Origin of the sequence: Corallococcus sp. AB038B, from assembly GCF_003668955.1 — a bacterium.
GTDB lineage: Bacteria > Myxococcota > Myxococcia > Myxococcales > Myxococcaceae > Corallococcus > Corallococcus exiguus.
This window is the reverse complement of sequence record NZ_RAWO01000014.1, coordinates 112,988-138,078: the sequence shown is the minus strand read 5'-3', so window position 1 is coordinate 138,078 and position 25,091 is coordinate 112,988. Positions and strand designations below refer to the sequence as shown.

The window sequence follows — 25,091 nt, the reverse complement described above, 5'->3', positions numbered from 1 at the left end:
CACGGCGAGCAAGGACAGCGCGGCGTACGCGCGGAGGGGGAGGGGAGCTGTGCGCAAAGCGCGCGCAGCCTTACAGATTAAGTTGACGTTCTCAACCTTCCGCCCACGTCCCGAGTCCCAGTGCCCGAATGCGACCTGCAGGGTCCTCTGTCCCTCAGGGCCGCAATCAATCCGGACAGCGCGCAAAACAGGAAACCGTTAAGCGCGACGGCACGCGACATCCCCGTCCTGCGAGCGGATGAACGCCGCGGCGAGTTCGTTCCCCAGGGCCGCGCACAGCACCTCGAACGTCCGACGCCGGGCTCCACCGAAGAATCCCGGCTGCCGCGCCAGGGTCTCCGGGTGACGCACGAAGACGTTGTACCCGAGGATGCACCCGTCCGCGCGCAGCACGGTGATGCCGTCGGTGGCCATCATGCCGCGCAAGAGCTGCGCTGCCGCCCGCACCGCTGACGCCGCGCTGCCGTCCTGGGTCGCGTGGTGCCGGTCCAGCAACGCCACCACGTCCATGGGCCGGGGCAACAGGATGCCGTCCACGAACAGCGCTGAACCCGCGCGCTCGCGGGGCAGCACCGCCACCAGCGTTCCGTGCGAGGACTGCATCACCTCGAACAGCACCCGCCGGAAGAAGCCCCGCGCGTACTCGCGGCTGGAGGGCAGGACCTGCTCGGTCACCGCGCTCGCCAGCGTGTCCAGCACCACGGAGGGGGGCTCCAGGTCGACGCGCGCGCCGGACAGGTACACGTGCCGGCACAGCCCGCCGCCTCCGCGCAGCTCGATGATGTTGTCCGCGAGCTGCAACACGCCCACCACCCGTGCGCCCCGGTCCGGCGCGTGCCGCAGGCGCTCCAGCGGAGTCTCCGCCAGGGGGAACGGATCCGTCCGGAAGATGCCGTACGTGAGGCCCGAGGGCTCACGCAGCAGGTACAGCGCCCACCAGCGCCCCTGTCCCAGCGGCGCGCACTGCTTGAGCGCACGCTGGATGGTGTCGCGGTTGCGCGGCCCCGAGCCCAGGGGAATCGGATCGTGCCCGCCCAGCATCTCCAGCATCGCTCCCAGGTCGTCACCCAGGAACGCGGTGGGGAACAGCAGCGCGCCCTCTTCGCGGTAGCGCGACAGCGTCACCAGCAGCTCGCTGAGCGCGTCCGCCGTCTGCGGACACGTCATGTCCGCCTCGTCGAGGAACGCACTGACGGACTCGGTCAGCAGGTGACGGAACGACAGGATGAGAGGAGAACCCGCCTCCGGGCCCGGACCGGTCATGGCGGACCCAGCATGACGCATCGGTGGCGACGAGGCACGAAGTCTCGCCGCCATCGCGGAGGCGGGACCCTGTCAGGAGACAGCCGCCTACTCCGCCGCCCGCCGTGCTGTTTCCAGGGCGGAGGCGGTGCGCAGCCAGCCTTCCGCCTGGGCGTCCAGGTGGGACAACAGCTCCGCGAAGAAGCGCTTCTCCATGGCCTGCGCCAGCGTGGCCCCGTGCGCGTCCGCCCACTTGCGCGTCACCGTCGCGCGCACCTGGGCGCCCAGTAGATCCACGAAGCGCTCCAGCAGTGGCGTGGACAGGAGCGTCCCCGCCCACACCACCGCGTCATGGCCCAGGCCGCCGGTGGCCACCGTCACCACCGCCGCCGCGCCGGACGGCACCGAGTACACCAGCGTGGTGAGCGCCTGGAGCAGCTCCTCGCGCATGCCGCCCTGCAGCTCGCTGCCCACCAACTGGCGGCAGAAGTCATACAGCGTGGCCCGGTCCGCCGCGTGCGCGTGCAGCGCGCCCAGGTCCAGCGGCGCATCCAGCCGGCCGAGCATCGCGGGCCCGAAGGCCTGCTCCATCTTCTCCCGCGTCTCCGCGTCCCCGCGCCACGCGGCCACCTCCGGCGCGAAGGCGTCCACCAGCCTGCGCAGCCCGTCCTTCAGCGAGTCATCCACCGCCTGCGTGGGCAGCGCCTCATTCGGCCGGGGCCCGGTGAAGGAGTCGCGCACCTTGCGGCTCACGAACGTGAGCGCCGTAGCCAGTCCGCGGAACGGCAGGCGCACGAACCGGTGGAAGGTGCTGCGCGCATCCAGTTCGTCGCGGAAAGCATCCACGAGCACGTCCGCGGGCACGGCCTTCAGCGCCGCCTGCGCGCCAATGCCTTGCAGGTCGTGCCGCAGCCGTTGCCGCAGCCGCTCCGGCTCACGGGCCGCGCGGGTCGCCGCTCGCGCCACCGCGTCCAGCTCCGAGCGCGCATCCGACAGCGAAGCCTCCAGTGCCCGCGCCTTCAACTCGCGAGCATGTTCCGCCTGTCCCAGCAGCGCGGCGAGCGGTGGCCGTCCATCCAGCGCCTCCGTGGCCAGCGGCTTCAGCCCCGCCTCCACATCCGGTTGGTGCGGCGCCAGGTAGCGCGCGATGGGCGGGTGGCCCACGTCCTGGGCCAGCTTGTCCAGGTGGCCGCGCGCCACCTCCTCGCGCGTGGCCTCGTTGTAGACGAGCAGGTACGGCTTGCCGTGGCCCACCGCCGCGCGCAGGAAGTCCACCAGCGCCGCGTTCTGATAGGTCTGCCGGCTCACCACGAACACCAGCACGTCCACCGTGACGAGCAGGGCTTCGGCCCGCTCGCGGTTGTCGCGGTACACGCTGTCGAAGTCCGGCGTGTCCATCACCAGCAGTCCGCGCGGTACGGCATTCGACAGCACCAGGTACAGCCGGCCAGCAGGTCCGGGCTCGTCCACGGGCGCCACGGTGCCGTCGGCCACCGGGATGATGTCGTAGCGCTGGGTGAGCACGTCCTTCAGCGCGCCCGTCCACGTCTCTTGATTCGCCGCGGCCAGGCACTGCTTGGTGAGTCCGCCTTCGGGACGCGCGGGAGACAGGGACGCCTTCGCCAGCGCGTTGAAGAGGGTGGACTTCCCGACGTTGTTGGGGCCGGCGATGGCCACGAGGAGCAGCGGCGCATCATCGGCGCCGGAGCCCAGGCGGGGCAGCAGGTCGCGTCGCAGGCGTTCAGCCAGGCGGCGGGCCACGTCGGCGTCACCGCTGTCGGGGAAGCGCTCGGAGGCGGGCAGGGCGTCCAGGGCGGACGCGAGGGCGGTGCGCAGGGCGCGAGGGTCCTTCATGGGCATAGGGGCCATGTGCAAGACAGCACGCACGCGGCGTGGTGCCCAGCGCAGTGTGCGTACACTGTCCACCGGGGACACCCCTGGAGAGGCGCGATAGGGTGCGCCGCATGCGCTCCCTCCTCGCCTGCCTGCTCCTGTCGGGGTCCATCGCCTGCACGGCCACGAACGCCAATGCACCCGCGTCCGCGTCCGCCGAGGCCCATGCCGAAGGCCCGCTGCCCTTCATCCCGGATGACTACGCCCGCGCACTCGCGGACGCGAAGGCGAAGGGCGTGCCCCTGTTCGTCGACACCTGGGCGCCGTGGTGCCACACGTGTCGCTCTATGCGCGCGTACGTCTTCACGGACAAGGCGCTGGCGAAGCACGCGGACCGCTTCGTGTGGCTGGAGCTCAACACCGACCTGACCCAGAACGCGACGTTCCAGGAGAAGTACCCGGTCGAGTTCTGGCCCACCTTCTTCATCATCGACCCGCGCGAGGAGAAGGCCCTGCTGCGCTTCGCCGGCAGCGCGACGGTGCCGCAGCTGGAGCGCCTCTTCGAGGACGGCGAGCGCGCCTACCAGGGCGGTGCCACCGGCGCGGAAGCGCTGCTCGCTCGCGGTGATGCCCTCTACGGAGAGCGCAAGCCCGCGGAGGCCGCCGAGGCCCTGTCGCTCGCGCTCGCGGAGGCTCCCGCGGACTGGTCCCGCCGGGGTCGCGCGCTGGAGTCGCTGCTGATGGCGCAGTACGGGGCGAAGCAGTACGAGCCCTGCGCGCAGAAGGCGGTGGTGGAGCTGCCGAAGGTGCCGCGCTCACTCAGCCTGGCCAACGGCGTCCTCAATGGTCTCAGCTGCGCGCTGGCCATCCCGGACGGCACGCCCGAGGCGGCGAACCTGCGGCACGCGCTGGAGGCGAAGGCGCGTGAGGTGCTCGCGCCGCCGGCCATCGACATGGAGGCGGATGACCGCTCCGGTCTGTACGAAGTGCTGGTGGAGGCGCGCAAGCAGGACAAGGACACCGCGGGCGCGAAGCAGGTGGCCCAGGAGTGGCTGACGTTCCTGGAGGGCGAGGCCGCGAAGGCGCCGAACCCCGAGGCGCGCAGCGTGTTCGACTCGCACCGCATGCTCGCGGCGATGACGCTGGAGCAGCCGCAGCGGGCCATCCCCGCGCTGGAGCAGAGTGAGAAGGACCTTCCGCAGGACTACAATCCGCCCGCGCGGCTCGCGACGCTGTATCGCCTGTCGGGCCGGCTGGACGACGCGCTCGCAGCGAACGACCGGGCGCTGGCGCGAGTTCAGGGAGCGCGGCGGCTGTCCGTGCTTTCCGGCCGCGCGGACATCCAGGTCGCGCGCAAGGACACCGCGGGCGCGGTGAAGACGCTGGAGGAGGCGCTGACCTTCGCGAAGACGCTGCCCGCCGCGCAGGTGTCCCCGCGTCAGGTGGAGTCGCTGGAGAAGAAGCTCGCCGGGCTCAAGACGCCGGCCGCTGTGCCTGGCGCGGCGCCGTAACAGATGCACGAGCCTTCGCGCATGCGCCGCACGTGGCATGCGCGAAGGATGGCCGCGTCGAACAGTGCTGATCCGCACGTGCGTGAATGCGGCGCACGCTCACGCTGTTCGGCCTCCCCACGCGCGAGCCGTGAACGTGTCGTGCGGGCCCATCACGGAGCCAGCGGCACCGCGCGACGCGCATCCAGGTCGAACAGCTCGAAGTCCTCCGCGCGGCCCTCGCGCATGGCGCCGTCGGTGAAGACCATCACCGCCTCAGCTGGGCCCGTCACTGGCGGCGGGCCGTGCGCGTAGTCCACACGCGTCCCGTCCGTCACCAGGTGGCGCAGCACTCCATCTCGCACGGGCCCGGGTGACACCAGCTCCCGCACCCGCTTGTCGCGTGTGTGGCCCACCACCTGGGTCAACCCGAGCGGCAACCGCCGTGGATCAAACCTGCGACGAGGCGTCCCCCGCACGCGCTCCTCGTCCTCCGTGGCCAGGCTGGGCCGCTGGTAGAAGATGCCCACGCCCTCGCCATCCTTCGCGTTGCCCGGATGGTGCAGCCCCGGCAGCACGAGCGGCCCGCCCTTCCACTCGGCCACCGCCCGGTCCATCACGCCGTTGAGCGCCTCCGCCACCGCGCGCGCATCCGCCCACCGCTCGGGCTCAAGCCCCACGACGCCCAGGTCCTCGCGAGTGACACCCGCATGCAGCACCAGCAGCGAGTCCCCGGCCGCATGCGCTACGCGGAAGCGCCGTGCGCGCAGCAGATACTCCACCCACGCGCGCTGCTCCTCGGTCCAGGTGCTGAAGTCCCGCGCCGCCAGCTCCGCCGTCGGCAATCCAGGCCAGCGCTGAAGGAAATCCCGCTCCGCCGCCGCGTCGGTGTCATCCCCCGCGTAGACCCGGTCCGCCTCCACCTGCGCCGCGCGGAACGTTGCAGCGGTGAAGTCCGCCAGCTCTCCCACGCGCCCCAGGTCGTGATTGCCCAGGAGCATCACCGCCTGGTCCGCTGGATGGGACGCGAGCCACGCCACCAGCCGGAGCGCGCTCCGCGCCACGCGCTCCCGGTCCGCTGCGGGGCCCCAATCGAAGTGGTCGCCCACGGACACCAGGCACACGTGCGGCCGCAGTCCTCCCTCTTCGTCCAGCAGCCCATGCAGCGACAGGATGGACAGCACCCGGTCGAAGTCCGCCTGCGGGTCTCCCATCGCCACGTGCAGCGTGCGGCGCTGGCCATCCGCCGCCAGCGCGTGTGGCCCCTTCGCCACCGCCGCGTCGGCGCGGGCCAGCGCCTTCCTCAAGAGCACGTCGTCCATCCCTCCATCCTAGTCATGGGCCGGGCCGTGCCCACCGGCCCATCAGGACTGGAAGAAGCGCGAGATGAGCGCGGAGCGGCTCTCCACCTGTGCCTTGTTCAGGAGGTGCGTGACGTGCACCTCCACCGTGCGCTCGGCGCAGCCCAGGTGCAGGGCGATGGCCTTGTTCGTCTCTCCCTGCACCACGTGCTCCAGCACCTGCGCCTCGCGCGCGGTGAGTCCCCAGCGCTGGGTCAGCACCGGCAGGCGCGAGGTCGGCTCCATCGGCGGGCCGGGGTCCAGCACCAGGTAGTGGTCCGGCAGCCCCTGCGTGCGCAGCGGGCCGGAGGAGAACAGGGGCCCTGCGCCCGGAGGGCTCCGCAGACACTCGCGCACCTGCGTCGCCAGTGCCTGGGAGTCCTGCTCCCACCGCGCCTGCCCCGCCTTGTTCGCGTGCATCACCCGGCCGCTGAACGTGACGACCCACGCGGGCCGCCCCAGCACCTCCAGCGCCGCGCCCAGGGCCGGCCCCAAGAGGCCCGCCTCGCGCAGCCGCCGGTCCATGGCCATCCGCCGCTGGATGGCGGGCGTCAGCGCCTGCAACAGCCGCTGCTCCCGCTCCGTGAAGGGCTCGGCCCGGAAGGCGCCCACCCAACCCAGCATCATGTCGCCTTCACACACCAGCACCCGCAGTTGCGCGAACTGCTCCAATCCCAATTGCCGGTAGAGATTGAAGGCATACCCGGCCAGCTGCGTCCGCGCGTGCTCCCACTCCGCCTCGTTCAATCCCAGCCGCTCCCACAGAGGGCCCTCGCCCTCGCCGGTGATGGGCAGGGCCCGCAGCGTCTCCGAGATTCCCAGGGGCGAGAAGCGCATCGCCCGGTTGCGCTGGGCCAGCGGCGGACGCGCGGGATCGAAGTAGCCGAAGCGGCTCCCCGCCGGCGGCAGCGACGCGTCGAAGGCCTCCGAGAGGATGGAGGGCGGCTGCGGGAAGCCGACGCCGTGAACGAAGGCCGTGTGATAGCGGTCTGGGCCCACGTCCACGCCATAGGCCGCCGTCCGCTCCGCGCGCAGGGCGCTTCGGAGCGCGGCGAGGACCGTCGGCAGGGCCTCGGAGCCGGGCTCCAATCCCTCCAGCAGGCCCTCCAACTCCTGCAAGAGACGTTGGTCCTCGGAAATCAAATCAATCACGATTTTCTTACTATAGCCGTTGGGGACAATTGGAAGACTTGGGAGGTCGGGAGTGGAATCAGTGCTTCTTCCGCCTGTCCAGGTGGGAAGTGATTTCCTGCCCCCCGAGTCGTTTAGGACTCGCGTGATTTCCTCAATAGAAATGACTTTCGGCTGACGGCACCATGGCGTCACGTGCCCTTCCGGGGGGGTGGGCCGACCTAGGAGTCGAAGTATCCGCGTGTGCGCGCGCCGGGCGTTCCCCCAGGGATGTCCGGCGCGCTGCCCCTTTTCCGGCTCCTCTCCCTGCCTGTCCAACCACCCCACGCGCCCGGTGCCATCATGCTCTGGACCCGAGGGGGCGCGGCGATGATGTCCGCGCCCGGAGGCACTGACATGCCGCGTGATTACGCCTACTACGCCCAGGCGCTGGAGGGACGGAGGCTGCCCCTGGCCTTCGCGGACCTGGACCTGCTGAACGAAAACGCGGCGGCGCTGGTGCGGCGCGCGGGCGGGTTGCCGGTGCGGGTGGCCACGAAATCGGTGCGGTGCGTCGCGCTGCTGCGGCGCGTGCTCGACGGGCATCCCGGCTTCCAGGGCCTCATGTGCTTCAGCGCCGACGAGGCCGTGCACCTGCGTGAGCGCGGCTTTACCGACCTGCTCATGGGCTACCCTGTCGTGGATGCCGAGGCCCTGGCGGAGCTATGCCGGCCGCCAGCGCCCGTGACGCTGATGGTGGACTCGGCCGAACACGTGGCGCTCGCCGCCCGCGCGGCCCGCCGGCATGGGACCCGAGCGCCGCTGTGCCTGGACGTGGACCTGTCCGTCGACCTGCCGGGCCTGCGCTTCGGGGTGCACCGCTCGCCGGTGCGCTCGCCGGAGGACGCGCTGGTGGTGGCCCGGAGCATCGCGGCGGAAGGGGACGCCGTGTTCCTCGCGGGCGTCATGGGCTACGAGGCGCAGCTCGCGGGTGTGCCGGACGCCGCGCCGCACGCGGGGCCGAAGAACGTGGTCATCCGCGCGCTCAAGCGGGGCTCGGTGGGCCGCGTGCACTCGCGCAGGCAGGCGGTGGTGGCCGCGCTGAAGGAAGCGGGGTTCGCTCCGCGCTTCGTGAATGGCGGTGGCACCGGCAGCCTGGAGTCCACGCGCGAGGACGCGAGCGTCACGGAGCTCACCGCGGGCAGCGGCCTGTACTCGCCCGCGCTCTTCGACGGCTATCGCGGCTTCCACCATCAGCCCGCGGTGGCGTTCGCCATCCCCGTCACGCGACGTCCCGGCCCGGGCCTCTTCACGCTGCAGGGGGGCGGCTTCGTGGCCTCCGGCTCGGCGGGCGTGGACAAACTGCCCGTGCCCTACCTTCCCGAGGGCGCGAAGCTCCTCCCGCTGGAGGGCGCGGGCGAGGTGCAGACGCCCATCGCGTACGCGGGGCCGGTGCCGCTGCCCCTGGGCGCGCCGGTGTTCTTCCGGCACGCGAAGGCGGGCGAGGTGTGCGAGCACTTCCGCACGCTGCTGCTCATCTCCGGCGGCCGCGTCGTGGAAGAGGTCCCGACCTACCGGGGCGAATGGGGGTGACGGCATGACGACCGAGGCGGCGAAGACGAAGACGTGGCGCAACTGGTCCGGCGGGGTGGTGGCCCATCCCTCCGGCTTCCTCCAGCCGGACTCCGTGGACGCCCTGAAGGCAGCGCTCCGCGACGCCAGTGCCCAATCGCGCACCGTGCGCGTGGTGGGCAGCGGCCACTCGTTCCCGCCGTTGTGCGCGACGGACGAGACGATGGTGTCGCTCGAAGCGCTGCGGGGCCTGGTGTCCGTGGACGACCGCACGCGCGAGGCCGTGGTGTGGGCGGGCACGAGCCTGCGCGAACTGGGGACGCTGCTCGCGTCGCACCGGCTCGCGATGGAGAACCTGGGCGACATCAACAAGCAGTCGCTGGGCGGCGCGCTGGGCACGGGCACGCACGGCACGGGCGTGGGACTGGGCATCCTCTCCACGCAGGCGGCGGAGATGACGCTCGTCACGGCGAGCGGGGACGAGGTGACGTGCTCGGAGGACACGTCACCGGAGTTGCTCCAGGCCGCGCGGGTGTCCCTGGGCGCGCTGGGCGTGGTGACGCGGGTGCGGCTGCGCTTGCTGCCGGAGTACCGGCTGCGGCTGACGCGGCGGAACCTGGGGCTGGAGGAGTGCCTGGCGGGATTGGATGAAGCGCGTGCGCGCCACCGGCACTACGAGTTCTTCTGGTTCCCGCACTCCGACCGCGTGATGACGAAGGCGATGGACCTCACGGACGAGACCCCGCACGGAGTGGGCATGGGGCGCTGGTTCAGTGAGATGGTGATGGAGAACGCGGTCTTCGGCGCGGTGAGCCGTGCATGCCGGATGCGGCCGGCGTGGTGCGCGCCGGTGAGCCGGCTGTCGGCGAAGCTGGCGTCGGAAGGCGTGCTGGCGGGGCAGAGCCACACGTTGTTCGCCACGCCGCGGCTCGTGCGCTTCCAGGAGATGGAATACGCCGTGCCGGTGGAGCGAGGGCCTGACTGCCTGCGCGAGCTGTCCGAATACATCACGCGCGAGCAACTGCCCGTGCACTTCCCGGTGGAGTACCGCTTCGTGCGCGGCGACGACGTCTTCCTCAGCCCGGCGCACGGAGGGGACCGCGCGTTCATCGCGGTGCATCAATACCGGGGCATGCCGCTGGAGCCCTACTTCTCCGGCGCGGAGGCCATCTTCCGCAACCACGGCGGTCGGCCGCACTGGGGCAAGCTGCACACCCAGACGGCGGAGACACTGAAACACCTGTATCCCCGCTGGGATGACTTCCAGCGCGTGCGCGAGCAACTGGACCCGGAGGGACGCTTCCTCAATCCCTATCTGAAACGTCTCTTCCTGGAGGAGGGTTCCCACCGGACCCGGGGTGAAATTGGAAGCGCGAGGCTCGCGTAAGGCGCGAAGCGCGTGACGCACCTTGGAAGGGGATTTTCGCGCCGTATCGCGTCAGACGATCCAGCAACCTCTCGATAATGCACAATCCAGCGCCCGGCATGCGGTTGGCTAGGGCACTGGCTGGCGCCAGGCCCGGTGGCGCCTTTTCGAGGGGGATGGATGCGGACGAAGTCTTCATGGAAGCGCGCGGTGACGGCGTCGATGCTGATGCTCGCCGTGGGGTGTCGCACGCCCGCCGTGGGCTTGAGGGCCGCGGGGGCGTCGGACTCGGGCAACTCGTCGGACTCGGGCGCTTCCAGCCAGGGTGACTCCAGCCAGTCGGACTCGGGCAACTCCAGCCAGGGTGACTCCAGCCAGGGTGAGTCCAGCAAGTCCGACTCGGGCAACTCCAGCGGTGGGGATTCGAGCAAGTCGGGTTCCAATGGCTCCAGCGACGAGGGCTCCAGCGAGTCGGGCTCGGGCGAGTCCAGCGACTCCGACTCGGGCAACTCCAGCCAGGGAGATTCGAGCAAGTCGGACTCGGGGGACTCCTCGGGTTCCAGCGACCACAGCTCCAGGGAAGGGGGCTCCAGCCACTCCGGCTCCAGCGAGAACAGCAACGCGGGCACCAGCGAGTCGAACCAGGTGGATCAGGGCGACGACTCACGCACGCGCAGCGAGAGCAGCAACGGCCGCGAGAATCAGCTCCTGTCGACGGCCACGGTGGCGCTGACGGTGATGGGCCTCGGCATCATCATCTGGCAGTCGTACGCGCGCGCGGAGCGGCGCAAGGGCAAGCGCCCCTCACCGAAGGAGGTGGGGCACGCGGCCCAGGTGTACCTGCGAGCCCGCACGCACCAGCTGCGAGAGGACCTGGCGTTGGGCGCGGGCCCGACGGTGGAGGACCTGGCGCAGGCGGCGCGCATCCGCCGTGAGAACCTGGATGTCTTCGGCAAGCTGCTGCGCACGCACCGCAAGGAGCTGCTGATGATGGCGGACGCGAAGACGCTGACGCCCGAGCGTGCCCGCGCCTGGCTGGAGCGCGTGGGCCAGCTGGCGCGCACCGAACCCCGGCTCGAAGAGGACCGTCAGGCCTTCATCCTGGAACAGGAGGGTGCGCCCCAAACGGCCGAGGCCCTCCAGTGAGGCCCCGCACAGCCTGGATGGGGTTGCTCACGGTGCTGCTGTTGCCCGTGAGCGCGCAGGCTCATGCGCAGTTACAGGACACACCGGCCGAAGAACCCCTGGGCCACCTCGCGGTGCCAGCGTTCTTGAAGGGGCTGTCCCCGGAGGTCGTCCTGGCCGAACGGGTCGCGGCACTGGAGGCCACATCGGGCATCCTCCTGCGCGGTGCCGCGGCGCGGGATGCCTCGCTGGTCTCGGACGTGGAGGCGGGGCTCGCCGCGTTGCCACCCGCGATGCGCCGTCCCCCCGGAGGCAAGTTGGAGTTCGTGCTGCATCCGGAGCCCGCGCCGCTGGGCCTGGGTGACGGCACGAAGGCCCGTCCGGACTGGTCGGAGCAGCGTGAGCAGTTCCACCTCTACCGCTACACCTCTTCCGAGGAGCGCCGCGCCACGCTGCGCCTGTCACGGCTCACCGACACGGAGGCCGAACATCTGTGGCGCCGCCGTGCCGTGGTGCACGCCGTGATGCAGCGCTGGGACGACGCGCGCGGTTGGAGCAAGCGTCCCCGGTGGCGCAGGCTGGACGGATGGCTGCTCCCCTTCGAGCGCCCCCTCACGTGGAAGGAGACCGCGAGCATCACCTACGCCGGCGCCTTCAGCCGAGCCCGGGGCCAGGTCAGCGCCTCGCTGGACCTCGTCACGTTCGCGGAGGAGCTGTTCGTCCCCGTGGAGTCCCTGCGCCCGGACGCATTGCCCGAGGATGATCAGGTGCGCTGTCAGGAGTTGTCCAAGACGCGCGCCCTGTCGGAGTTCATCTCGGAGGCGCGCCTGGGCACGTTGCCCACGCGAGGAGACTGCCCGGCCTTCGACACGTGGGCGGAAGCGGATGCGCTCTCCCACCTGGAGGTCCTGCTCGTCGCGGCCACGGGCCGTCAGCCCCAGTCCCTCTTCGGCCACCTGCTCCTGCGCCCGGTCTGGCGCGAAGGCGCCACGGTGCAGGGCCCCGGCTTCGAGCGCGTCGTGCAGCTCGTGGCCCTCACCGGCATGGAGGAGAAGGGCCTGGGCTACCTGATGAAGGGCATGACGGGTGGCTACAGCACCGTCTTCCTCACGGGCACCCTGGGCGACATCACCCACGAGTCGCTGGAGTTGGAGCAGCGCACCATCCGCCGCTTCCGGTTGAACCTCACGCCCGGCGAGTCCCAGCGCATGCTGGAGCGCATCTGGGAGCTCGAGCGTCGCGGCTACCTGGGCTACTACTTCTTCACCGACAACTGCGCCGCCGCGCTGCTCTTCCTCCTCAATGGCTCGCTGGAGAACGGCCGTCACGTGAGCGCCCCCGGCACGCTGTGGGTCCTGCCCACGGCCACGCTGGACACGCTGGCGAAGACGAACGTCGTGGACGCGAAGGGACTCACTGTGCCGCTGCTGGAGCACGTCCCGGACGCACTCGAATCCACGGGAGACCGCGCCCGGCGCGCGCTCGTGGAAGAGGAGCGGCTGCTCACGAAGCTGGCCTCCCTGCTTCCATCCACCGCGCTCGCGCCGCTGCACCACGTGCACCGCCGCCTCCAGTCCCCCGAACCCGACGTGCGCAGGCAGGCCTACGAGCTGCTGCCTCACGCCGTGACGACAGCGCTCGACGCCGCTCCTCCAGCCGGGCGCGCCGAAGCCCGCGATGCCCTGCACGCCTACGTGGCGCACGCGGTGCGGGTGGAGCGCGCGGCGGTGGACCAGGCCGAAGGGGAGAAGCTCGCCATCGAACGTGAGCGCTTCGTCGCCCTGGAGCTGAAGGGGCAGGGCGGCGCCGCCCAGGGCGTCAAGGACCGGCAACTCCTCTTCGAGCGCGAGGACGACATGCAGCGCAAGCTCGCGGTGCTCGACCGCACGGCCCTGCTCCAGCAGGCCCTGGACACGGCCATCAAGCGGCCGCCCACGCCGGATGAGCTCAAGGCCCTGGTCCGCGCGGAGCACACCGAAGCCTCCTTCGCCGCGGCCACCGAAGCGCAGGGCGAGCTCAACGATGGACCGCTAGCGGACGTGGATCCGCGGGCCTTCCTCGCGAAGGACCATGAACAGAAGGTGGAGCTCGAGACCACCTGGGCCCGGGGCGCGCTGCGCGAATCCGGCGCGGCCCGCACGGTGGTCAGCGGCGGCGTGGACTTCCCGGAGGTGGGCGCCGCTCGGCCGGTGGTGAGCCTGCGCACCTCCGCGATGAACGAGGCCCTGGGCGATGCGCGCCTGCACGGCTTCCAGTCCAGCAGCGAGCTGCGCGTGCTGGACGGAGAGCTGTCGGTGGAGCCGCGCTGGGGCGTCCCTCGCATCCTCGGCTCGCGCCTGACGCTGGTGGGCTACCGCACGCTGATGCCCGAACTGCCTCAGCAACAACGGTCGTTCTCCGACTCATTGGGCTGGGGCGCGGAAGCGAAGATGTCCACGGACATCGACCGTCCGCTGCCCTACCGCGCGACGGTGGAGGCGGAGGCGCTGGGCGTGGTGGCGGCCTCGGAGCGCTTCGACACCTTCCTCGCGGTGGGGTTGGGCGCCCAGGCCACGATGGCCTGGAGCCCCCGGGAGACGGTCCCCACGGTGGGCCCCCGTCTGTCATTGGCCCATCGCGTGGGCCTGCCCGGCCCGGGCAACAGCGCCCTGCGCCTGGAGGCCACGTACGTGCCGTCATGGCGCACGGGCATCACGCCGGGCTTCGTGCACGAGGCGGACGCGACGCTCCAGGTGGAGTGGTACCTGGGGCGCATCTCCCGGTGGAGCGTGCTGCTCACTCCCCGCGCACAGGTCCACTGGGAGGGGACACTCGCGTCGTGGGCAGGTCCCGGGAAAAGTCTCGCGAGCCTTCCGGAAGGGCTGGCGCGACATCGCCTTGCGCTAGGAGTGGAGGTCCGCTGACGTACTGCGAGCGGAAGACGGGGACCTCACCGGTGAACACCGGACGGCTGGCGGCGCCGCAGAGCGCTCCGATGAACAGGCCGATGACGTGCAGCATCGTCCAGTTCGTCCAGCCCAGGCCGTAGAAGACGCGCACGGAGCCCACGCTGAAGACGTTGAAGGCCACGAAGAACGCGGCGGGCACCACCACCGACGCGACGAGCGCGGCGGCCAGCGCCCGGCGGGGACGTCCCGCGTGGAAGCCGCCGAACGTGCCGGCCAGCAGGCCGTTGAACAACGGAATGAAGAACGTGACGGCGCTGATGAGCACCATCGTCAGCACGCTCACGTCGAACCGGTTGTGCTTCCAGACGACGCGGCTCTCCTCCACGCGCGTGTCGGGCGGAAAGGGTGAGTACTCGGCCCGCCCGTTCTCCATCTCAAAACGGCGCTCCGGACGCGCGACACGTCCGGATTCCTCCGTATAGGTCTCATCCATGGAGCTTGTCCTCCGTGCGGGCGGGGGAAGAACGTGCCCGGACACCTTGGGAGATGGTGCTGGAAGCGGGCGGGTGGAAGGGCTGACGGCTCCACCGGTCCTCGGGGAGGAAGGCGCATGCCGTGCCTGCCCGCCGGGAATTTCCCGACCCGGTGTGGGGGCGGATGCCGCACACGGGGGCTGTAACGCACCGGAGACTTGGCGTCCGGTGGCTGGCGGCTATGCTGCCGCGCCTCCGCCGTACCGCTTCCCAGCCTGGATGGATTCCATGAGCCTTCGCCGCAACCTGCTGACCATCGCCGTCCTCTCCTCCGCGCTGCTGTCCGCCTGCGCGCTGCGCCCGCGCTACAACGAAGTCATCCAGGCGAACGGCGCCACCGAACTCCAGGCGGGCCAGCTCGTAGTGCTGCGCGTGACGGACGCCGCGACGGGCCAGCCGGTGAAGGGCGCCAAGATTCTCGGTGGCGAGTACCGCAACCACATCAACGCGACCACCGACGAGAACGGCGAGTTCTCCCTCCAGCTCGACCCGGGCCTGGTGAAGGAGAACCCGCTCGTGGAGGTCGTGCTGCCCAAGGGCGTGGCCCGCTACAAGCTCCAGGTGGTGCCCTCCGGTCAGGCCCCGGCCCCCGAAGGCGCGCCCATCGCTCCCCCGGCCGAGTCCGCCGTGGAGCCGTCCACCACGCCCGCGACGCCCGGCGCTCCGTCCGAGACCGCGGCCCCGGCGGCCTCCGAAACGGCGAAGTAGGTCCGGTTCGTCAGGTGAACCAGCGAATCAGGCGCCTGCCCTGCAAGCGCCTGAACGCACCCAGCCGCCGCTGGAAGTCCTCGCCGATGGTGACGAAGCGCACGCCGCAGCGTCCCCGCGTGCGCTCCCCGGCGGAACGGCGGGACCACATCACCTGGGCTTGAAAGGGGACCTCTTCGTCCCCCAGCAGCAACGCGCCTTCGACGAGATCGCCCGCCTTCATTGGCTGGAGCATCTCCGCGCAGAAGCCGCTCTCCGACACATCCCGCGTGTAGAGCGGCAGCATGCCGCGCAGACGGACGGCCAGGCGATGCTCGAAGCGAGGCACGGCTCGGGGGAGGTGCATGCCCTCGAATCCTGGCGGATTCCGTTTCAGTAGTAAAATTGCGCCAATAGAGAGCGGGCGGGCAGGCGGACCCGGCGTGCAAAGCCTGGGATTCGTTGAGAAATCTCCTGGGAGGAGGGAGCGGGCCATGTCGAAGGCATTCACCAAGGAAGACGGGGGCGGCGACGAGGGGCTCACCCCCGCGCGCCCACGGTCGACGTCGGCGGAGCAGCGCTACATCACGGCGGAGGGCTACCGCGCGCTCCAGGAGGAGCTGCTGGAGCTGCAGGGCCCCGCGCCCCAGGACTGGCCGGAGCTGGAAGCGGGAGTGCGCAAGCGCGAACGGGAGCGACGGGCGCGCGAACTCACCGCCATCCTGGAGGACGTGCGGGTGGTGGAGCCGGATCCATCGCAGGCGGGCCGTGTCTTCTTCGGCGCGTGGGTGGTGCTGGAGGACGAGGACGGCGCGCGCATGCGCTATCGCATCGTCGGTCCGGATGAAGCGGACGTGAAGGCGGGGCGGCTGAGCGTGGAGTCCCCGTTGGCGCGAGCGCTCCTGGGCAAGGAGGCCGGAGAGGCCGTGCAGGTGGAGCGTCCGCGCGGCACGGTGGAGTACGAAATCCTCGCGGTGGAGTACGCGGAGTCCGAAGCCGCCGCGGCAGCGCCGTGATTCAGCGCTTCGTGGCGACGACGGTGACGAGCCGGCCAAAGGGCTCTGGCATGTCGCCCTCGCGCACCTCCACGTCGAACCCCGCCGCCTCCAGCAGCGTGCGGGCGCGGGGCACGAGGAACGTCAGGTAGTACATGACGAACGGCGGCTTCCAGAGCGCGTTGCGCACGCGCATGGCGGCGTTGAAGCCCTTGGCCACCCAGTAGCCGGGGTTGAGCGCGGACGGCGGCTGCGCCGTGACGAAGACGAAGCGGCCACCGGGCTTCAGCGCCCGCGTGATGCTTTCGACGAGGCGCGGCTCGTCCTCCTCCAGGATGTGCCCGAAGGCGCCGAAGCTGGTGATCAGGTCGAACGTCGCGTCGAAGGGCATCGCCAGCGCATCGCCCCGGACGAAGTCGAGCGCAGCGCTGCCCGGGGCATCCGCGAGCCTGCGCCGCGCTTCATCCAGCATGCCCTGGCTCAGGTCGAACCCGACGACGCGCTCGCGGCACAGCGGGCGCAGCACGCGCATCGCGGCGCCGGTGCCGCAGCACACGTCCAGCGCGCTGCCCACGCTGCCTTCGGGGGCCACGTGCGCGAGCGCGGCCTTGAGCACCGGATCCGGCGTGCGGAACGGCGTGTGCTCGAACTTGGGCGCGAGCAGGTCGTAGCCCTGCTCGACGGAGGTGAGGGCCTGCCGTGCAAGCTCGCGGAAGGTGGGGCCGTCGCGGTGGAACATGGGACGAGGTGTACCCACATCCCCCCTGGCTCCGCCACCGGGGTGGAGAAGGACTCGATGGGATTTGAATGTTCCGGCGGGGGCCCCGTCAGTCAGGACAAGCAACTCGGACGGAGGATGGAAGACATGGCTTTCAAGCTCGGACTCGCGACCCTGGCCTTCGGTGCAATGCTGCTCGGTTCCTCCACGTCGTTCGCGGCGGACTGGCGCGGCCCGACCCGGGCGGATGCGCAGTGGGGCGGCCAGCAGCGGTACAACGGCGGCTGGGATTCCGCTCCGCAGGGCCAGGCGTTCCGCTACGACAATGACGACGCGAAGACGCGCCGCTTCATGGGCTGCCGCGGCCCGAACTGCGGCAACTACGGCCCCATGCCGCGCCCGGTGGACTCGCGCGGCCGCTACGAGCTGCAGACGGTGGAGCGCTGGGTGCCGGCGCGCTACGAGCAGGTCTGGGTCCCCGAGCAGTGCGTGTCCCGTGGCCGCCGCGGCCGCCACGTGAGCTGCTCGCCGGGCTACTACGACCAGCGCTATGTGGCGGGCGGATACCAGGCGGTGACGGAGTGGGTCTGGGTGCCGTACGGCGGGCGCCGCTGGCAGACGGTGGTCTACTACCCGTAGCCAACACGAGGAGACGAGACGGGACGGACGACGCAAAGGGGAAGCAGGGGAACAACGCGGGGCGGCACCTGGTGTGGGGACTCCAGGTGTCGCCCCGCGGTGTTTTTTCGCGGGCGGGCCTGTTAGGCAGGGCCCGCATATGGGGACCGCATTCATCACGGGCGCGGGCGTGCGCATCGGCAGCGCGGTGGCGCGCGCGCTCGGCCGCGCCGGCTACGACCTGGCGCTTCACGCGAACCGCTCCATGGAGCCGCTGGAAGCACTGGCGCAAGAGCTGCGGGAGCTGGGCCGCGGAGTCACGCTGTACAGCGGCGACCTCTCCGACGCACAGGCCGTGGACGCGCTGGGCGCGCGAGTCCGGGAGGCGCATCCCGCGCTGGACGTGGTCGTCCACAACGCGGGGCTCTACGAACGCGTGGACTTCGCGGCCGTGACGCGCGAGCAGTACCGCCTCATGCTCGCCGTGAACGTGGACGCGCCCTTCTTCCTCACGCAGGCGCTGCTGCCGTCGCTGCGCGCGGGGAAGGACCCGCTGGTGGTGCACCTCACCGACATCGGCGGGGAGCGGGCGGTGAGCCACTACGCGCACTACTCGGTGAGCAAGGCGGGGCTCGTGATGCTGACGCGAGCGTTGGCGGTGGAGCTGGCGCCGCACGTGCGCGTCAACGCCATCTCGCCGGGCGTGGTGGCCTTCCCGGAGCACTTCGACGAAGCGGCGCGGAAGGAAGTGCTCGACCGCGTGCCCATGGGCCGCGAGGGCAGCGTGGAGGACGTGGCGCGCACGGTGGTGTTCCTCGCGCGCGAGGCGCCGTACCTCACCGGGCAGGTCATCGCCGTGGATGGCGGAAGGAGCGCGCAGCTGTGAGCCATGAACCCGTGTGGATGCACCCCGTGGTCACTGACGCGCAGGGCCGTCCGCTGGATGTGATGGAGCTGCGCGGGCTCACGGTGGACGTCATCGTGGGCCTCTACAACCGCGAGCGCGTGACGCCGCAGCCCCTGCGGCTGGACGTGGCGCTCTTCCTGGATGCACGGCAGGCGGCGGTGGGCGGGAAGCTGGCGAACACCGTGCACTACGGGCGCCTGGCCGGAGAGCTGCGCTTCCTCCTGGATGCGTGCCGCTTCGAGTTGTTGGAGTCCGCGGCGGAGGCGGTGTGCCGCTATCTCCTGGCGCCGCCCACGGACGCCGCGCCGCACGCGCTGCTGCACGCGGCCACGGTGCGGGTCACCAAGCCGGAGGCGCTGACGGGCTGGGCCATCCCGTCGCTCCAGGTGCACCGCACCGCCCGGGAGATGGTGTACCGGACGGAGGCGAAGCCCTTCGGCCACGTGGACGTCATCCACGAAGGAGCGACCTACGGCGTGTACCGGCTGCGGGTGGAGCCGGGGAGGAGCATCCCCCCGCGCGCGGACGGCCACACGGAGGGAATGGAGCTGGTGCTGGGCGCGGGCTTGGTGCTGCAGGGGCAGCCGGTGGGGCGGGGGATGGCGTTCAGCGGACCGGATGTCTTCGGGCACGGCTACGACAACCCGACGGCGACCGAGCAGACGGTGCTGGGGGTGTACCGGCCGCGCCTGGTGCTCTCCGAGGGAGGGGCTTCCGGGGAGGCCGCGCCGGTAGGGGCGGGCAAGCTGTACTACCTGCCCGAGTAGGCCCCGGGCGTCCAAGCGACGGGGGCGGGAGGGTGTGCTAGCTGTAGAGGCGCCACTGCTCTTGAAGGACGCATCGCATGACCCTGGACCGGCGGATTCAGCTTTTCGTGGTGCTCGCGGGGCTGTTCATCACCTCGCTGGTGGTGGGCGACATCATCGGGGTGAAGCTGTTCGAGGTTCACCTGGGCCCGGTGGTGGCGGTGATGTCGGTGGGGATGTTGCCGTTCCCGGTGACGTTCCTGCTGACGGACATCCTCAACGAGTTCTACGGCAAGAAGGTCGCACGGTTCGTGACGTGGGTGGGCTTTGTCATGGCCATCTTCACGTTCGTGATTGTCGCGCTGGCGGGCCAGATTCCGTGGGCGCCGATGACGGAGGCCAAGGACTACAGCGGGACGGTGGCTGCCTCGTTCAACAACGTCTTCGGCGGCTCGCAGCGCATCCTGGCGGCGTCGATGGTGGCGTACCTGGTGGCGCAGTTCCTGGACATCTCGGTGTTCAACCTGCTCAAGCGGGTGACGAACAACCGGATGCTGTGGCTGCGCGCGACGGGCTCCACGGTGGTGTCGCAGCTCATCGACACGGTGGTGGTGCAGTTCATCGCCTGGACGGGCGTGCTGCCGCGGGAGGTCATCTTCCGGATCATCTTCACCTCGTACGCGGTGAAGCTGCTGGTGGCCATCGGTCTGACGCCGCTCGTCTACCTGGGGCACGCGCTGGTGGAGCGCAAGCTGGGCATCGCGCCAGTGGTGCTGGGCGAGGACGGTGAGCCGGTGAACCTCGTGACCACCAAGGCCGAGCCCCCGTCCGCGGCCGCGGCCTGAACGCGGTAGAGGGTCCGCGGACCGTGGTCGGCTTGAACCCGCCTCCTGGTTCTGTTCCGCTTCAGCGACAGGAGGGTGCCCCCATGCAGTTCACGCTCGCGGATGTCTGTGGTCCACCGCCGCCCGGGATGGGTTTCTTCTACGCGCTCTGGTGCTCGCCAGTGGTGGTGTTCCTGCTGCTGCGATGGCTGCGGCGCGGAGCCCGCGACGGCCATGACGTCCTGGGACTGATGGCCCCGTTGTCCCGGCGCCCCGTCTCGGCCTTCCGTGACCTCCTGACGTGGGGCTGCGTGGCGGTGGCTCTCATCGGACCACTGCTGCTCGGTATGGAGATCCTCATCAGCGCGGACACGCTGGTAGAGCATGTGGCGCAGGCGGGGGATGGCATCGATCCCACCCACTGGAAGTGGTTCGCCGCGATGACGCTGCTGTTCGTCCTCGTGCGCATGAAGTGGCTGCGGAGTGCTTCGTCCCACGGGGACGTGCTCCACATCGCCTGAACGAACAGAGGGGCAGGGCTCGAAGCAGGAGCCCTGCTCACACCGCGTCTCAGCGCGCGTTCGGGGCCGGGTGCTTGAGCACCTGCATCGTGCCGCGAGTGACGCCGAACTGCTCGTGCACCGCCGCGCGCTTCACCGCCTCCGCGGGCGACAGACGACCCGCGAGCAGTTCCTGATACGCGCCCAGCACCCGCGTGGCTTCCTCGCGCGTCTCTCGCACGAACTCCACGCGGAAGCGTCGCACGCCGCGCTCCAGCAGCCGGGGCACCAGTGACGCCGCGCTCTGTGCCTGCGCGTTGAACACCGTGTTGCGGCACCCCACGTCCACGATGACTGGGTGCTCCAATCCCAACCGGTCCTTCAATGCGATGGCATGCTTCTCACACGGTCTCCCGCAGGTCTTGTAGTCACGCCCGTTGGACAGCGTGTGTGAATACACGCAGTGCTCCGTGTGGAACGTCGCGATGTGGTGGTGCAGCGCCACCGCGAACCGGTGCGCCGGTGCCTGCTCCAGCAGCGCGAAGAGCTGCTCCGAATCCAGGTCGTGCGACACCGTCAGCGTGTCCAGCCCCAGGCTCAACAGGTGCGCCGCCGTCAGCGAGTTCGTGACGTTCAGCGAGAAGTCTCCGTGCAGCACCGGCCGCGATGCACCCGCCGGCTGCTCCAGGAAGTGCATCATCGCGCCCCAGTGGCGCACCAGCACTGCGTCCGGGCGCAGCCGGTCCAGACGCGTGTCGTAGCCCTCCTCGCCGGGCTTCTGCACGCGCACCGTGGCGATGGTGACGCGCAGCCCCGCCGCACGCGCCCGCTCCACTGCCTTCTGGAGCCCCACCATCTCCATCCAATCCAGCTCCACCTCGCCCAGGCCTGCGGCGATGACCGCCTCCAGCTGCGCGTCGTTGCGGCACAGCGGCAGCAACCGGGGTGCGTCCTCCGCTAGCCGCGAAGCCACTTTCGCCAGCAATGCCTGACGCACGCTGGCCTCCACCGGCTCCGTGCTCACCGTCCGCGCGGGGCCGCGTTCGACGTCCGCCGTCAGCTCCGCCACCAGCTGCCGCCGCAGCGCCTTCAGCTCCGACACCGGCAGGTGCAGCCCCGGCGCCAATCCAGACGCATCCAGCTCCGCCAGGTGGAACGACGTCCCGCCCAGCGCGGCCAGCTTGTCCTTGAGCAGCGCCGCGTCCACGCCCGCGCCCCTCGACGGCGCGAGCACCGTCGTACCCACAGCCTCACGCGTGAACCGCCCGGTGCTCATCCGCACGCGCAGCGGTGAGCCCTCCGAGCCGGACACCACCAGTGACAGCGGGATGCGGCCCTCGGGCTCACCCTCAGCGAGCAGGTCTCCCGTGCGCCGCGCGAGCGCCGGGTCGCTGTTCAGCCACACGCGCTGCCCCGGCGCCACGCGGCCCAGGTCTGGACCCGGATGGCCGAAGCCCAGCACCCACGCGTCGCCCTCGCGCTCCACGCGGAAGATGGGGCCGCCCGGCTCGTGCTTGTCCTCCGGCGCGCCCGCGTCGAACACCACGCCCATGCCCGGACGCGGATCCACATCCGCGGGGTCGGGCTCGCCCGTGAGCGGCGCGGACACGTTGCCCGCCGGGGCCTCCGGGCGCTCGTCGCCCAGACCCAGCGCGCCCGTCCACGGCCGGTCGTCCGGCACCACGAGCACGTCCTTGCCAGCCACCGCATGCACCCGGCCCAGGTACAGCCCGCGGTGCTTCGGGAAGCGCCCCTCCACCAGCGTCTGGTGGTCGGAGCCCGCCAGGAAGCCGTGAGAGAACCCACGGCTGTACGACAGCGACATCTCCGCCAGGTCCTTCGCCAGCCGCGCGCTGTCGGGCTTGCCCGCCATCACGCCGTCCAACCAGCGGCGATAACCCTGCACCGTGCTGGAGACGTATGCCGGCCCCTTGAGCCGGCCTTCAATCTTCAGGCTGTGCACGCCGATGTCCGCCAGCTCCGGCACCGCGCGCACGCCCGCCAGGTCCTTGGGGCTAAGCAGGTACTTCACCTCGCCCAGGTCGCGCGTCTCGCCGTCCACCACCAGGTCGTACGGCAGCCGGCAGGACTGCGCGCACTGGCCCCGGTTCGCGGACCGGCCGCCCCACGCTTCGCTCGTGAGGCATTGGCCGCTCCACGACATGCAGAGCGCGCCGTGGATGAAGACCTCCAGCTCGATGTCCGTCTGCGACGCCAGCCGGCGGATCTCCGCCACCGACAGCTCGCGCGGTACCACCATGCGCGTGAAGCCCAGACCCGTGGCGAACCGCGCCCCTTCCGCGCTGGACAGCGTCATCTGCGTGGACGCGTGCAGCTCCAGCTGTGGGCAGATGGCGCGCGCCAGCAGCGCCACCGCTGGGTCCTGCACGATGAGCGCGTCCACGCCTGCCTTCGCCACGCCGCGCAGCAGGTGCTCCACCACCGGCAGCTCCGGCTCGAACACCAGCGTGTTCAGCGTCACGTAGGCGCGCGCGCCGGCCCGGTGGATGAGCCCCACCGTCTCAGCCAACCGCTCGAGCGAGAAGTTCTCCGCACGGGCTCGCGCGTTGAAGCCTTCATCGAGCCCGAAGTAGACGGCGTCCGCGCCACTGGCCAGGGCGGCACGCAACGACTCCAGGTCACCAGCGGGGGCGAGGATTTCGGGGCGTCGGGCAGACATGACTCCTACCTAGCACGCCCGCTCCCGCCGCTCCCCTCTTGATGCCTGTTCATCTCCCGGGCGGACGGGCAACTGCCCAAACGTCCCATCCATCCCTGCCAACGCTCAATCCAGAGTCGATGCTTGGCACGACAAGGATTCCAGTGGCGAGGCGTTGCCCGCCGAATGTTTGTCTTTGATGCCGGCGGTGATATTCCTGTCATGAGGCGCGCTGGGCAGGCACCCGCGAATGGCGGGTGGGGGATGCCATCAAAGACCGCGCGCCTTCTTCCGAAAGGATTTCACATGCAGCGCGAGCAGATGCCAGGGGCGAGGTCCGCCTCGGGGCGGCTGGAAGCGGTGGATGCCATGCGGGGCTCGGTGATGTTGCTCGTGTTCCTCTCGCATTTCGCGGACGCGTATCTCTATCCGCTGGGCGGTGAGGCCGCGCATCTGCGCGAGCGGATCCACCTGCTGACAAGGCTGGCCACGCCCGGCTTCATGGTCATCAGCGGCCTGATGCTGGGGCTCCTGTACGCGCGCAGCCGCGACTTTGGCCCGCTGCGCACGCGGCTGCAGCGCCGGGGCCTGTTCCTGCTCACCGCGGGCCACCTGCTCATCGTGCCCACGTATCGCTTCTGGCCGGACGAATCGCTGGTCCTGCTGCGAACCCTGCCGGTGACGGACACCCTCGCGGTGGCGCTGCTCGTGGGGCCCTGGGTGGTGACGCGGCTCAACGGACGGGCGCGCGCGGTGCTGGGCCTGGGGTTGTTCGCACTGAGCTGGACGGTGAGCCTGTGCTGGTGGCCGGAGTGGATCGTGGCGCGCACGTTCAAGGAGGTCTTCTTCGGTCAGCGCGAGCTGTCCGTGCTGCTCTCCGGCTTCCCGGTGGTGCCGTGGCTGGGCGTGTACCTGGTGGGCAGCATGTTCGGTGAGTGGCTGGGGACGTGGGGCCGCGCGGACGTGAAGGGCGTGGGGCGTCGCTTCGAGCTCGTGGGCCTGGGCATCGCCATGGGCGGCGCCGCGCTGGTGGTGCTCCACATCGCGGTGCACCACCTGTGGCATGGCGCGGGCTTCGACACGCTGATGGCGCTCACGTCGCAGTCGCAGAAGTACCCGCCAGGGCCCGCCTACGTCGCGCTGTATGGCGGCACGGCGCTCGCCCTGATGGGGCTCCTGCTGCACGCTGAGCAGGCCGGATACCTGTCGCGCTTCCTGCGCGCGGCGAGCGTCATCGGCCGACACTCGTTGCTCGCGTTCGTGCTCCAGTTCTACGTGTACTACGCGGGCCTGTACCTCCTGCGGCTGCACTACACGCCGCTGTGGCCGCTGCTGTTCGTGTTCACCGCCGGGCTCCAGTGGTGCGCCCTGTACGCGTGGGACCTGCGCGGCCGGGCCCGGGAGGCCAGTGCGCGTCTGCCCGCGACCGTGCCCGTGTCCGGTGCTCGCTAAGGGGGACGGGCAGGAGAGCGAGCGCACTCGCGCCGGGTTGCGGGTCGCGGGATGCGTCCCCACCCTTCGACGCAGGAGGCCGTAATGCTCGAGGTCGTCGTCTACATGAAGCGCACCTGCCCCTATTCGCGGCAGGCCATGGACCTGCTCAACGAGAAGGGCTGCGAGTTCCAGAAGGTCGACGTCGCCGCGGACGAAGAGCGTCACAAGGAGATGCTGCGGCGCTGTGGCCGTCAGACGGTGCCGCAGATCTTCATCGCGGGCCGCCACGTTGGTGGCTGCGATGACCTGTACGACCTGGAGGCACGCGGGGAACTGGACGCGCTCCTCGGCCGGAAGGCCCAGGACTCCACCTCACCCTGAAGACGTCATCCGCCGTCGCGTTCGGGCCGTGTTCCTCCTGCCGGGGGACACGGTCCGCGTGTTTCCCGGGCGCTCGCGTCGTCCCTCCGGGCAGTGGCTGGGACGGGACCGGCGGCGGAACTT

Annotated in this window: 21 protein-coding genes; 14 read left to right on the top strand and 7 right to left on the bottom strand. The window is 70.6% G+C overall.

The window, feature by feature from the left end; translation table 11 throughout:
* Positions 1-198: 198 nt before the first annotated feature.
* Both D7Y04_RS36210 and D7Y04_RS36205 read right to left on the bottom strand, forming a co-directional pair.
* Positions 199-1,263 (bottom strand): hypothetical protein, encoded by a 1,065-nt coding sequence (locus tag D7Y04_RS36210; RefSeq protein ID WP_121762275.1) that lies wholly within the window; start codon positions 1,261-1,263, stop codon positions 199-201.
* A gap of 87 nt (positions 1,264-1,350) precedes the next feature.
* A complete protein-coding gene (locus tag D7Y04_RS36205; protein WP_121762326.1) occupies positions 1,351-3,096 on the bottom strand; it encodes a GTPase in 1,746 nt (581 codons plus the stop codon).
* Positions 3,097-3,206: 110 nt separating this feature from the next.
* Here D7Y04_RS36205 and D7Y04_RS36200 point away from each other — a divergent pair, with 110 nt between their 5' ends.
* Positions 3,207-4,586, top strand: coding sequence for a thioredoxin family protein (locus tag D7Y04_RS36200; protein WP_120597395.1), 1,380 nt, complete (start codon positions 3,207-3,209; stop codon positions 4,584-4,586).
* Between the two features lie 152 nt (positions 4,587-4,738).
* Here D7Y04_RS36200 and D7Y04_RS36195 read toward each other — a convergent pair whose 3' ends face one another.
* A complete protein-coding gene (locus D7Y04_RS36195) occupies positions 4,739-5,887 on the bottom strand; it encodes a metallophosphoesterase (protein WP_121762274.1) in 1,149 nt (382 codons plus the stop codon).
* 42 nt (positions 5,888-5,929) lie between these two features.
* Positions 5,930-7,057 carry a LuxR family transcriptional regulator gene (locus D7Y04_RS36190; protein ID WP_120597393.1) on the bottom strand — a complete coding sequence of 376 codons (1,128 nt, stop codon included), beginning with the start codon at positions 7,055-7,057 and terminating at the stop codon, positions 5,930-5,932.
* 375 nt (positions 7,058-7,432) lie between these two features.
* Between D7Y04_RS36190 and D7Y04_RS36185 the strand changes: the two genes are divergently transcribed.
* The 5 genes from D7Y04_RS36185 (at position 7,433) to D7Y04_RS36165 (ending at position 15,207) form a co-directional block, all read left to right on the top strand.
* Positions 7,433-8,608 carry an amino acid deaminase/aldolase gene (locus tag D7Y04_RS36185; RefSeq protein ID WP_121762273.1) on the top strand — a complete coding sequence of 392 codons (1,176 nt, stop codon included), beginning with the start codon at positions 7,433-7,435 and terminating at the stop codon, positions 8,606-8,608.
* Positions 8,609-8,612: 4 nt separating this feature from the next.
* A complete protein-coding gene (locus D7Y04_RS36180) occupies positions 8,613-9,974 on the top strand; it encodes a D-arabinono-1,4-lactone oxidase (RefSeq protein WP_120597391.1) in 1,362 nt (453 codons plus the stop codon).
* A 159-nt stretch (positions 9,975-10,133) separates the two neighbouring features.
* Positions 10,134-11,099, top strand: coding sequence for a hypothetical protein (locus D7Y04_RS46005; RefSeq protein ID WP_233601740.1), 966 nt, complete (start codon positions 10,134-10,136; stop codon positions 11,097-11,099).
* The gene (locus tag D7Y04_RS36170; RefSeq protein ID WP_121762272.1) at positions 11,096-13,981 is read left to right on the top strand and encodes a DUF4105 domain-containing protein; all 2,886 of its coding nucleotides are present in this window, start codon (positions 11,096-11,098) and stop codon (positions 13,979-13,981) included. The genes D7Y04_RS46005 and D7Y04_RS36170 overlap by 4 nt, the downstream gene beginning before the upstream one ends.
* Before the next feature lie 746 nt (positions 13,982-14,727).
* A complete protein-coding gene (locus D7Y04_RS36165; protein ID WP_120574829.1) occupies positions 14,728-15,207 on the top strand; it encodes a hypothetical protein in 480 nt (159 codons plus the stop codon).
* A 10-nt stretch (positions 15,208-15,217) separates the two neighbouring features.
* On the opposite strand, the gene D7Y04_RS36160 is transcribed toward D7Y04_RS36165, so the two are convergent.
* Positions 15,218-15,553: a PilZ domain-containing protein gene (locus D7Y04_RS36160; protein WP_139919482.1), complete on the bottom strand. Its 336-nt coding sequence runs from the start codon at positions 15,551-15,553 to the stop codon at positions 15,218-15,220.
* Positions 15,554-15,680: 127 nt separating this feature from the next.
* Between D7Y04_RS36160 and D7Y04_RS36155 the strand changes: the two genes are divergently transcribed.
* On the top strand, positions 15,681-16,202 hold the full coding sequence (locus D7Y04_RS36155; protein WP_121762271.1) for a GreA/GreB family elongation factor: 522 nt from the start codon (positions 15,681-15,683) through the stop codon (positions 16,200-16,202).
* A 1-nt stretch (position 16,203) separates the two neighbouring features.
* Here D7Y04_RS36155 and D7Y04_RS36150 read toward each other — a convergent pair whose 3' ends face one another.
* Positions 16,204-16,920 (bottom strand): class I SAM-dependent methyltransferase, encoded by a 717-nt coding sequence (locus D7Y04_RS36150; RefSeq protein WP_121762270.1) that lies wholly within the window; start codon positions 16,918-16,920, stop codon positions 16,204-16,206.
* Positions 16,921-17,046: 126 nt separating this feature from the next.
* Between D7Y04_RS36150 and D7Y04_RS36145 the strand changes: the two genes are divergently transcribed.
* From D7Y04_RS36145 to D7Y04_RS44190, 5 genes are all read left to right on the top strand, one after another.
* Positions 17,047-17,538 (top strand): hypothetical protein, encoded by a 492-nt coding sequence (locus D7Y04_RS36145; protein ID WP_167548269.1) that lies wholly within the window; start codon positions 17,047-17,049, stop codon positions 17,536-17,538.
* Positions 17,539-17,677: 139 nt separating this feature from the next.
* Positions 17,678-18,403, top strand: coding sequence for an SDR family oxidoreductase (locus D7Y04_RS36140; protein WP_121762269.1), 726 nt, complete (start codon positions 17,678-17,680; stop codon positions 18,401-18,403).
* Positions 18,400-19,191: a dihydroneopterin aldolase gene (locus D7Y04_RS36135; RefSeq protein WP_233601739.1), complete on the top strand. Its 792-nt coding sequence runs from the start codon at positions 18,400-18,402 to the stop codon at positions 19,189-19,191. The genes D7Y04_RS36140 and D7Y04_RS36135 overlap by 4 nt, the downstream gene beginning before the upstream one ends.
* Before the next feature lie 77 nt (positions 19,192-19,268).
* Positions 19,269-20,015 (top strand): queuosine precursor transporter, encoded by a 747-nt coding sequence (locus D7Y04_RS36130; RefSeq protein ID WP_121762267.1) that lies wholly within the window; start codon positions 19,269-19,271, stop codon positions 20,013-20,015.
* A gap of 83 nt (positions 20,016-20,098) precedes the next feature.
* Positions 20,099-20,515, top strand: coding sequence for a hypothetical protein (locus tag D7Y04_RS44190; RefSeq protein WP_147477271.1), 417 nt, complete (start codon positions 20,099-20,101; stop codon positions 20,513-20,515).
* 49 nt (positions 20,516-20,564) lie between these two features.
* Here D7Y04_RS44190 and D7Y04_RS36125 read toward each other — a convergent pair whose 3' ends face one another.
* The gene (locus D7Y04_RS36125; RefSeq protein WP_121762266.1) at positions 20,565-23,174 is read right to left on the bottom strand and encodes a U32 family peptidase; all 2,610 of its coding nucleotides are present in this window, start codon (positions 23,172-23,174) and stop codon (positions 20,565-20,567) included.
* 285 nt (positions 23,175-23,459) lie between these two features.
* Here D7Y04_RS36125 and D7Y04_RS36120 point away from each other — a divergent pair, with 285 nt between their 5' ends.
* Both D7Y04_RS36120 and grxC read left to right on the top strand, forming a co-directional pair.
* Positions 23,460-24,605 carry a heparan-alpha-glucosaminide N-acetyltransferase domain-containing protein gene (locus tag D7Y04_RS36120; RefSeq protein ID WP_158620655.1) on the top strand — a complete coding sequence of 382 codons (1,146 nt, stop codon included), beginning with the start codon at positions 23,460-23,462 and terminating at the stop codon, positions 24,603-24,605.
* Positions 24,606-24,689: 84 nt separating this feature from the next.
* The gene (gene grxC, locus D7Y04_RS36115) at positions 24,690-24,968 is read left to right on the top strand and encodes a glutaredoxin 3 (protein ID WP_120574855.1); all 279 of its coding nucleotides are present in this window, start codon (positions 24,690-24,692) and stop codon (positions 24,966-24,968) included.
* Positions 24,969-25,091: the final 123 nt, after the last annotated feature.

What these genes read in the sequence shown, in the direction of transcription:
- D7Y04_RS36210 (WP_121762275.1), bottom strand. Translation starts at nt 1,263, where the DNA reads ATGACCGGTCCGGGCCCGGAGGCGGGTTCTCCTCTCATCCTGTCGTTC.
- D7Y04_RS36205 (WP_121762326.1), bottom strand. Translation starts at nt 3,096, where the DNA reads ATGAAGGACCCTCGCGCCCTGCGCACCGCCCTCGCGTCCGCCCTGGAC.
- D7Y04_RS36160 (WP_139919482.1), bottom strand. Translation starts at nt 15,553, where the DNA reads ATGCACCTCCCCCGAGCCGTGCCTCGCTTCGAGCATCGCCTGGCCGTC.
- D7Y04_RS36180 (WP_120597391.1), top strand. Translation starts at nt 8,613, where the DNA reads ATGACGACCGAGGCGGCGAAGACGAAGACGTGGCGCAACTGGTCCGGC.
- grxC (WP_120574855.1), top strand. Translation starts at nt 24,690, where the DNA reads ATGCTCGAGGTCGTCGTCTACATGAAGCGCACCTGCCCCTATTCGCGG.
- D7Y04_RS36195 (WP_121762274.1), bottom strand. Translation starts at nt 5,887, where the DNA reads ATGGACGACGTGCTCTTGAGGAAGGCGCTGGCCCGCGCCGACGCGGCG.
- D7Y04_RS36125 (WP_121762266.1), bottom strand. Translation starts at nt 23,174, where the DNA reads ATGTCTGCCCGACGCCCCGAAATCCTCGCCCCCGCTGGTGACCTGGAG.
- D7Y04_RS44190 (WP_147477271.1), top strand. Translation starts at nt 20,099, where the DNA reads ATGCAGTTCACGCTCGCGGATGTCTGTGGTCCACCGCCGCCCGGGATG.
- D7Y04_RS36120 (WP_158620655.1), top strand. Translation starts at nt 23,460, where the DNA reads ATGCAGCGCGAGCAGATGCCAGGGGCGAGGTCCGCCTCGGGGCGGCTG.
- D7Y04_RS46005 (WP_233601740.1), top strand. Translation starts at nt 10,134, where the DNA reads ATGCGGACGAAGTCTTCATGGAAGCGCGCGGTGACGGCGTCGATGCTG.
- D7Y04_RS36200 (WP_120597395.1), top strand. Translation starts at nt 3,207, where the DNA reads ATGCGCTCCCTCCTCGCCTGCCTGCTCCTGTCGGGGTCCATCGCCTGC.
- D7Y04_RS36140 (WP_121762269.1), top strand. Translation starts at nt 17,678, where the DNA reads ATGGGGACCGCATTCATCACGGGCGCGGGCGTGCGCATCGGCAGCGCG.
- D7Y04_RS36130 (WP_121762267.1), top strand. Translation starts at nt 19,269, where the DNA reads ATGACCCTGGACCGGCGGATTCAGCTTTTCGTGGTGCTCGCGGGGCTG.
- D7Y04_RS36150 (WP_121762270.1), bottom strand. Translation starts at nt 16,920, where the DNA reads ATGTTCCACCGCGACGGCCCCACCTTCCGCGAGCTTGCACGGCAGGCC.
- D7Y04_RS36165 (WP_120574829.1), top strand. Translation starts at nt 14,728, where the DNA reads ATGAGCCTTCGCCGCAACCTGCTGACCATCGCCGTCCTCTCCTCCGCG.
- D7Y04_RS36145 (WP_167548269.1), top strand. Translation starts at nt 17,047, where the DNA reads ATGGCTTTCAAGCTCGGACTCGCGACCCTGGCCTTCGGTGCAATGCTG.
- D7Y04_RS36155 (WP_121762271.1), top strand. Translation starts at nt 15,681, where the DNA reads ATGTCGAAGGCATTCACCAAGGAAGACGGGGGCGGCGACGAGGGGCTC.
- D7Y04_RS36185 (WP_121762273.1), top strand. Translation starts at nt 7,433, where the DNA reads ATGCCGCGTGATTACGCCTACTACGCCCAGGCGCTGGAGGGACGGAGG.